A 5,394-nucleotide genomic window follows, 5' to 3' on the forward strand; every position below is an offset into this window, starting at 1 on the left:
CCCTCCGCTGCGCTCCAGGAACGAGCCGGCCGCAAGCGGCCGCCCGGGCTCCGCCCGAGGTGGCATCCGCTCCGCTCCAGCCACCACCCCGCACTCCGTGCGGGAAACGGGCCACGCTCCGCGCGGCCCTGACGCAGCAACAGGGGTGGCGCGGGAGGAATCATGGGAGCACGGGGAGAGGTGACGGAGGGTCATGGAAGCCTGAATGGCCAGGGTCGGGGCGGGGTCTGGAATCACGTTCGATGGGGTCAGGCTAACAGGATCGAGCCACGTTCGAGGGATTTTCACGGTTGTTTCTGCTTCATTTTGAAGCACGAGATAGACTCTGGACTCAGCTAGCAGCACCGCTGAGATGGTTCGGGCCTTTTGGATCAGGCTTCCTCTCGCCAGATCAGTCCCGGCGATCCGGTCCCGGTGGCTTCACCGTATCCGCTCGCACATCGCCTACGTGCAGGTTTCCCGTTTCCTGCTGCGTAGGAAGCCCCACCGGCCTACAGGAGAAGGCAGACCGAAATGGCAGCAATGGAACTCCGCCCCCACCAGCGAGAAGCCGTGGACGCGGTACTGCACGCCCTCGAATTGCCTGCAAGATCTCTTGTGCCGGAGGGTGGTCTCCGGACTCAGGTGATCATGGCGACCGGATCCGGCAAGAGCCTCGTAGCCACCCGGAGCGCTGAGGAGCTCCACACGGGCCGGGTCCTGGTGCTCGTGCCCTCACTGGATCTGCTCGCCCAGACCGAGGCCTCCTGGCGCGCTGGAGGTCGCACGGGCCCGATGATCGGGGTGTCGTCCCTGCGCGGGGAGCAGGTGTCCTTCCCCAACACAACGGACGTGGACGAGCTGGTCTCCTGGGTGAAGCCGTTCGACAAGGTGACCGTGTTCGCCACGTACGCCAGCCTGGGGCTCGGCACGCTGGAGCGCGCCCACGAGGCCGGCCTCCCGGGTTGGGACCTGATCATCGTGGACGAGGCGCACCGGTGTTCGGGCCGGATCGGTAAGCCGTGGGCGGTCGTCCACAACAACCAGAAGATCCCTTCCCTGCGCCGCCTGTACATGACGGCCACGCCCCGGGTGTGGCAGCTGGACGAGGACTCCGAGGGCGCACCGGGCGAGCTGGTCGCCTCGATGGAGGACGACCCGGACGGCCAGTTCGGCGCCCGCTGCTACACGCTGACGCTGTCGGAGGCTATCGACCGGGGGATCTGTGCGCCGTACCAGGTGGTGTGCGTGGACATCACCGATACCCAGCTCCAGGCCGCCCAGCTCCTGGGCGCTGAGGGCCGCTCGGACGAGGTTCGCGGGGCCCGGCTCGCCGCCCTGCAGACCGCGTTGCTGAAGGCGTCGTCGGAGGAGAACTTCAAGCGCACGCTGGTCTTCCACCATGTCGTCAAGGAAGCCGAGGCGTTCGCTGCCGGCCTCCCTCACGTCGCCGCGCAGCTGCACGCCGCCGACCCCGACCTGTACCCGAAGACGATCTGGGCGGACTGGCTGTGCGGGGAGCACAAGCCGCTCCACCGTCAGCGTCGGCTGGGTGAGTTCGGCGCCGGGGTCGCCGCGGACGGCACGGTCGTGGAGAAGTGCTTCCTGTGCTCGGTGAAGGTGCTGGGCGAGGGCGTCGACACCAAGCACTGCGACTCCGTCTACTGGGCTGACGTGCGCGGCTCGATGCCCGACCTCGTCCAGGCCGTCGGGCGGGCGCTGCGGATGCAGCCCGGCGAGGGCAAGGTGGCCAGCCTGGTCGTCCCGGTCCTGCTCGGGCCGGGCGAGACGGCCGACAACATGCTGACCTCCCGGGCGTTCGGCGGGTTGGCGAAGCTGCTGGAGGCGCTCAGGGCGCACGACGCCCGGGTGGTGGAGCAGTTGGCGCAGCAGCAGGCCCCGAGCGCCTACAAGCCCGTCCAGAAGGCCACACAGGGCCAGGATGGTCGGGGTGAGCGGTCCGGGGGTCCGTCGGCGCCCGCGCGGCGGCTGCTGAAGTTCAGCGCGCCGCGTGACCCGGCGCAGCTGGCCGCGTTCATCAACCTGCGGGTCCTCAACCCGGAGCATGAGCACTGGAGGCGGGGCGTGGAGGCCTCCGTCATCTACGCACGCGAGTCCGGGGATCTGAAGGTGCCGTTCACGTTCCGCGTGCCGTCTGGTGAGGAGGCTCAGGCTGGAGGGTGGCCGGCCTCGCTGGCCGATTTCCCGCTGGGGCAATGGGTGGCCGACGCGAGGCGCTTCTACGCCCGCGGGACGCTGAACGAGGACCGCATCGAGCAGTTGGAGAAGCTCGGCATGGTGTGGTCGCACTATGACGTCGCCTGGGAGGAGGGCCTCGCGGCGGCGCGCGGGTGGGCCGCCGAAAACGGGCACCTGTTGGCGCCGCTGGACGCCACCTACCAGGGTTACCGAGTAGGGACTTTTCTAAAGAACGCCAGGGCCGCAGCACGAAAGGCCTCGGAGATCGAGCAGCGGCGTGCCGAGGGGCTGCCTGTGGGGTCGTCGGCCGGCGCGCTGTCGGATGACCGGCGCGAGCAGCTGGAGGAGATCGACCCGTCGTGGTGCCCCACCTGGCCGGTGGAGTGGCAGCGGGCTTTCCACCTCACCCGGCTGCACCTCGAGCAGGGCGGCGAACTGCCCACCGAGCCGGGCCAGGTGCTGATGCAGTCCGAGGATCTCGGGCGGTGGGTGCGTGCCCAGCGTCTGGGCTGGGACAAGCTCACCACCGTTCAGCAGTGGATGTGCGAGCACATCCTCGGGATCACCCCCGCGACCGAGGAAGAGAAGCCCCAGCCGCGCCGCACGCAGGCCGACAAGTGGGCCGCCAACCTGGCAGCCGCCAAGCAGTTCTACGAACGCGAGGGCCACCTGAACGTCCCCCGCAAGCACGTAGAGACCGTGCTCGCAGACGAGGGATGGGAACTGCAGTTCCGCCTGGGGGCATGGATCAGCAACCAACGCTCGCGCGCGGCGACGCTGTCGCCGGAACGGATCGCGCAGCTCTCCAGTATCGGTATGCGCTGGGCATAGGCGCATGCCAGCGGGTGGGATGGCAGTAAAGCGATCCCGGATGAGCGGCATTCCGTAACCGAGTTGCATCCATGGGGGGTTATGCGTACGGACGGGCGAGAGGGATCAGCGTCGAGGGAAGGCTGAGCTGTTGGTGCTAGGTGCTGGCGTATGGCGGGTGGCGCCGGTACACGGCGAGATGACGCAGTCGTTCCTGGGCAGGTTGGCAGCTCGGTACGGCTTGGAGATCAAGGAGCTGCTGCCGGCAGTGGCTGACGCCAGTGGGCGGTCGAACGTCATGGGCCGAGCGCGGCCGGACAGCGAGGTCTTTCTCAATCAGGAGGCCCGCGATCGCGTAGCAGTGCTGTGCCGTGTCGCGTCTCACCACCTGCACAAGGCACTGCCAGCCTGGGCTCAAGAAGAGCCGCGTCGGCGGTTTCCCATAGGCCCGGCGGCGCAGTTCCATCACACGCCGGAGATGGTCCTGCCGTGGGGGCCGGCGTGCCCCGAATGCACGGTCAGGCGGACTGGGCGTCCAGAGGACGTGCGCTTGTACCTGCAGCCCGGCCAGCGTGTGTGCGGGGTGCACCGCGCGTGGTTGATGCAGGTGCCCGGCACGGCGGGCTGTGTGGTGGCGCTGCCGGCGGGTGAGCTGTGGGTGCAGGCGCAGAAGCGGCATCGGAAGCTGTTGCGTCGCGGTACGGCGGCGGTCGGCGCCTTCGAGGTGGCTCAGGCGGTGACCGCGTCGTGGTGGCAGCGAATGTGGCCGCGCGAGCAGCTGTGGCCGGCGCGGCTGCGCGCGCTGTGGGAATCCAGGGTGGAGTGGGCGACGTGGCAGGTGGTGGCGCGGGAGGCTGTGACGTATCCGGAGGCCGTGGCGCTTGCCGCGTTGCTCGCCGACGGCGCTTTTCGCAGGCGTGTGGTGGCCGAGGCGCGTGGGGGTGTTCCGTTCCGGCTTGCTGATCTGCCGTCGTTGCCCATGGCGGTCGCACGCTGTCTGCGACGGCCCTGGCTTGTGGAGGAACTCGCGGCGCAGACGTCAGGTCCCTTGTTTACATGGGCTCATCAGTGCGTGCGGGCGCACCGGGGCGGGCAGGCCGCGGAGAGGGGTATGTGGGCGGTGGCCTCCGCCCATCGTCCGCGGCCGGTGGCAGACGAGCTCGCCGAGGTGGCCAGGCCTGCTGGGCGCGGTGTGGGGGCCAAGAGACGGCGAGGGCACAGCCTGCAAGCGGATAAGGCCTTCGCTAGCGGTCTGTCCTACGCGCGCCGGTATCCGCATGAGCACGGCAACCTTGCTGTTCAGAAGGACACCATGGTGGATTCCTTCCGGCTGGGTGAATGGCTGCACAACGTCAAGACCAGGGCCTGGGCACTGTCGCAGGAGCGTGTAGAGGCGCTGGAGGCCTTGGATGTGTGGTGGAACGTGCCCTGGCCGACGCAGTGGCAGCGGTCGTACTACCGGGCCCGTGATCATGCCGCGGTGCACGGGCCGCCGGATGCGGCCGCCGGTTTCCCCGGTACCCACGTCCTCAACGGAGAGTGGCTATACCTGCAGTGCAGCCACTACGACGCGCTCCATCCCGAACAGCAGCGTCTGCTGGCCGACATCGGGATCACCGTTGAGGTGGCCCGCATGGCCCGGCCCCGGCGGGCCAGCATGCATGCCGGCTTCGAGGCGGCACTGGCACATGCCAAGGCCTACGCCGCCGAACACCGGCACCTGGCGGTCTCGGGCAAGAGCGTGCGGTATCAGGGCTATCCGCTGGGAGCCTGGCTCACCAGCCAGCGCAGCCGAGCAAGGCGCGCCTCAAGCGCCACGAAGCGGTCCCTCGCACTCGATGCCATCGATCCATGGTGGAATCCGCCATGGCCTCTGGCCTGGCAGCGCGCCTACGCTCACGTCCGCCGGCTCGTGGAAAGCGGTCAGCGGCTGGATGCGTCTGCCGGATTCTCGGGGATCGATGCCGAACTGGCCCGGTGGCTGTCACAGCAACGTGCCGCTCCACAGAGCCTTCATCCTGACCAGCGGCGTCTGCTGGCAGAGATCGGCATGGTGGAGCCCAGCGAGAAGACTCCGGTCGCCGTTGGAGACGACCAGGAGGCGCATGCGGCCGGGGCAATGCCGGATGCGGGTCTGGCCAGTGCCCGATGCTTCGCCGCAGAACACGGGCACCTGGCAGTGGCCTCCGACTACGTCCACAACGGGTACCCCCTGGGCCGGTGGCTGGCCTCACAGCGCATGCAGGACCGCAGGCATGCCCGGTCGAGCGCAGGCCCGTGGCCGCGAGGACAGCTGCTCGCCGCCCTGGATTGAGGTTCCCCCGCTGCGCGGGAGGTGCTGACTAGCTGGTCAGGGCGGGTTGACGTGGTTTCAGGTTCACTTGTTCAGCCGTTGCCTGGTTGGCG

2 protein-coding genes are annotated in these 5,394 nt (G+C 68.8%); both read left to right on the top strand.

Annotated features, from left to right (window positions below; genetic code table 11):
• Positions 1 to 513 precede the first annotated feature (513 nt).
• Entirely contained in the window at positions 514 to 3,009 is a 2,496-nt protein-coding gene (locus ABT300_RS40970) for a DEAD/DEAH box helicase (protein ID WP_351687371.1), read from the top strand.
• Positions 3,010 to 3,166: 157 nt separating this feature from the next.
• Positions 3,167 to 5,302: a Helicase associated domain protein gene (locus ABT300_RS40975; RefSeq protein ID WP_351687374.1), complete on the top strand. Its 2,136-nt coding sequence runs from the start codon at positions 3,167 to 3,169 to the stop codon at positions 5,300 to 5,302.
• The last annotated feature ends 92 nt before the right edge of the window (positions 5,303 to 5,394 follow it).

This window comes from Streptomyces sp. NPDC001027 (genome assembly GCF_040299045.1).
In the GTDB taxonomy this organism is placed as follows: Bacteria; Actinomycetota; Actinomycetes; order Streptomycetales; family Streptomycetaceae; genus Streptomyces.

What these genes read in the sequence shown, in the direction of transcription:
- ABT300_RS40970 (WP_351687371.1), top strand. Translation starts at nt 514, where the DNA reads ATGGCAGCAATGGAACTCCGCCCCCACCAGCGAGAAGCCGTGGACGCG.